This window comes from Pantoea sp. CTOTU49201, assembly GCF_032054795.1.
Lineage (GTDB): Bacteria > Pseudomonadota > Gammaproteobacteria > Enterobacterales > Enterobacteriaceae > Pantoea > Pantoea symbiotica.
In genome coordinates this window covers 1-3,145 of sequence record NZ_DAMBSA010000484.1, presented here as the reverse complement: position 1 = coordinate 3,145, position 3,145 = coordinate 1, and the positions used below count along the sequence as shown (strand labels likewise).

Below are 3,145 nucleotides of genomic sequence, written 5' to 3'. Positions count from 1 at the left end.
TGCCCAAACCCTCGATGGTCATTCCGTCGGTGATTGGCTCTTTCTTCTGCATCATGTCGGCGATGCGCACGAACACTTCGCCTGCGGTCTGCGGATTCCAGATGTAGCCGCCTTTGATTGCGCCGCGCTGCACCAGCGAAGCGCCCTGACCAGGACTGAAAGCTCCAATCACGCAAACCTGATCCATCTTGTTACGGTTCATCACCGCACGACCGGCGCCAATCGGACCTTGTGAACCAAAGGCCATAATCCCTTTCAAATCCGGGTATTTGGACATCAGTTCGTTGGTCGTACGAATCGAGTCATCCAGCGATTCGCCGACGCCAAACTTGTCGGTGACCATCTGCATCTTCGGATAGTGTTCTTTCTGATAATTCAGCGCCGCATCGGTCCACTGTTGGTGCAATGGCACGGTCAGGCTGCCGACGTACATGGCGTACTTGCCCTCTTCATGCATGCATTTCGCCAGCGCTTTCATATGGTTGATGCCGTGCGTCGGCGCATCCACCAGTTCGAAGTCCCAGTTAGCGCCTTTCTGATCCGGCGATTCGTGGGTGATGACTTCAATGCCAGCATCACGGGCGCGCTTCAGCACCGGCTCCAGCACCTTCGGGTCATTCGGCACCACGCCAATGATGTCGACCTTCTGGGCAATCAAATCTTCGATAGCACGCACCTGCAGAGCCGGATCGGCCGCGGTTGGGCCAACCATCCATGCGTCAATGCCGCTTTTCGCCGCTTCACTCTTGATGCCCGCTTCCATGGCGTTGAACCACGGAATACCGCCAATTTTCACCACGATGCCCATGCGTAATTTGTCAGCAGCGTGCGCGCCGGAGGCGGCAAACAGGGCGAGCAGAGAACAGGCGATAAGATGTTTTTTCATAAAGACTCCGATTTAATTTTTTATTAGCTGCATAGAATGGCTGCGCTGGGAGCAATCAATAATATTGACGCCGTTCCACGCTAATTCTTGTTCCAGCTCTTTGTCTTTTAATTGGTCAGTAATGAGAAAGTCCACATCGCGATAATGACAAATACGTGCGAATGAGGGCCGCAGGAATTTACTTCCGTCCAGCAACAGATGTTTTCTTTCCGCTGCTAATAACATTTGCTGTTTTAAATGTGCGTTGTTTTCGTTACCTTCGCGTAAATAACCGTCATTGCCTAAACTGCTACAGGAAAAAAAGATCTTATTGATCTGAAATTCCCTGAGCGGTTGCTCGGCGACAACGCCGTGGAAATCTTCATAACGGTCAGAATATTCTCCCCCCAGACAGATAGTGCGGATGCTGCCGCGTGCCGCAAGGGTTTGCACAATCCTGATGGAATTGGTTAATACCGTTAATTCAATATCTGGCAGCTGTCGCGCTAAATACCAGCAAGTGGTGCTGCTATCGAGTAATATACAATCGCCGGGGCTAATGAAATCGAGTGCGCGTTTGGCAATAGCCATCTTGGCATCAACGTGTTCATTTATTCTCTGGCGGAAAGATAATTCATACTCGTTAACGCCTCTTGTATTCCCCTGAATGTTAGCGGCCTGTCGTTTTGCTGGTACCGCACCACCGTGACTGCGTTGTAACAGACCACGTTTCTCCAGCTGAGTTAAATCACGCCGAATGGTTTCTTGTGAAACCTGACATAACGTGACTAATTCAGCGACAATGACCCGACCATTTACATTTAATTCGTCAATAATTCGCTGCTGTCTTTCAATCGGCAACATAACTAACCTCCGATGGATATAAATTACTGGATAGCGCATTTGGAAAGTGTGGGCTGCGCACGAGTCCACAGTCACCAAAACGCCTTAGCTGATTAGAGTGATTTGGATCTGTCTTTAATGTAAATGAGATGTCTGGTTATCAAAATTACGTGATTCAATTCACATAAAAGCGCCTAATGCCGCGAAATCCGCGTTCTACGCGCGTTGCATAGCCGCAACATGGATTTAACCTAACATGACCGCTTGTGACCGTTTGTGTGTATTTGACCGTTTTGTGATGCGTCATCAAGAGTGCGACGAATCCGATTGAGCAGTAATCGGTCAAAACGGATGATGAGCTCTTGCACTATCCAATACCCGATTGCCACAAGGTGATGGCTTTTTCAGCGGTTGACCCCGCTTTTAGGGCCGGCTCACAGTTTAGGCCTGCTGACAGCGTTCCCGTTGCGCTATTATTTTCTTTCCAGGAATTTGGGGACCGATTTTTTTGATGTCGTATTGGATGAAGTTACTGCTTTTATTGCCCTTTCTTTTTGTCGCGTGCGTACAGGCTCAGCCACTGCAAAAGTCATTTTCTGACTGGCAACTGACCTGCAACAATGCGGCTTTTTGCGTGGCACGCAGTTTTCCCGGTGACAACGGCTTAGTGATGACGATCTCACGTCATGCTGGCGTCAACGATCGCCCCTTGTTGCGCATTGATTACGGTAGCGGCTACAGCGGTGAGCTGCCGGGCGGCCCGCTCAAGGATAATTTGCTGCTCGATCAACGCCGTCTGACGCCGGATCTCAAACACTGGACGGTGGAGCCGCACCATCTGGCTACCAGCAACGCTATCGCCATCGACGAGTTCCTGGCGCAGACGCTGGATGCGCAAAATCTGCAATTGACCTACAAAGCCAACGCCACCATTCCGCTCAGCGGCATGAAGGCAGCGTTATTGTTGATGGATGACGTGCAGGGGCGCGTCAACGGTGCCAGCGCCTGGGTGAAGCGTGGCGACCGCGTGCAGTGGGATGTGCCGCCGCCGCCCGCGTTGCCGGCGTTACCTGCGCCTTTACCGTCGCCGCCGCCGCTGACGCAGGAAGAGACCAGCGGTTTGATTGATTTTGGTACCTGGCGGGTGAATACCGATAACTGCTCGCTCGATCCACTGCGGCGTGAAGTGAGTGTTTCACCGTTAACCGACAGCAAAGCGCTGCTGCTGATCAGCTGTGAAACCGGTGCTTATAACGTTATCGATCTGGCATTTGAAGTGACGCGTGACGCGCCTTATGTGTCGCGTGGTTTGAGCTTAACGCTGCCGTTTACCCCAGCATCACGCAGCGATAATCAGCTGGAGTTGGTGAACGCGGAGTTCGATGCCAGCCATGGATTGCTTTACACCTTCAGTAAAGGACGTGGATTGGGTGATTG

The 3,145-nt window shown here is 51.5% G+C and carries 3 protein-coding genes; 1 reads left to right on the top strand and 2 read right to left on the bottom strand.

The features are described from left to right. On the bottom strand, positions 1–886 hold an 886-nt coding region (locus tag RTY00_RS22565; protein ID WP_312666378.1), incomplete at its 3' end, for a substrate-binding domain-containing protein. Positions 887–898: 12 nt separating this feature from the next. After that, positions 899–1,729: a DeoR/GlpR family DNA-binding transcription regulator gene (locus RTY00_RS22560; RefSeq protein ID WP_154190452.1), complete on the bottom strand. Its 831-nt coding sequence runs from the start codon at positions 1,727–1,729 to the stop codon at positions 899–901. Positions 1,730–2,219: 490 nt separating this feature from the next. On the opposite strand from RTY00_RS22560, the gene RTY00_RS22555 reads away from it, so the two are divergent. Then, positions 2,220–3,145, top strand: a 926-nt coding sequence (locus tag RTY00_RS22555) for a DUF1176 domain-containing protein (protein WP_312666375.1), incomplete at its 3' end; no start/stop codon positions are given.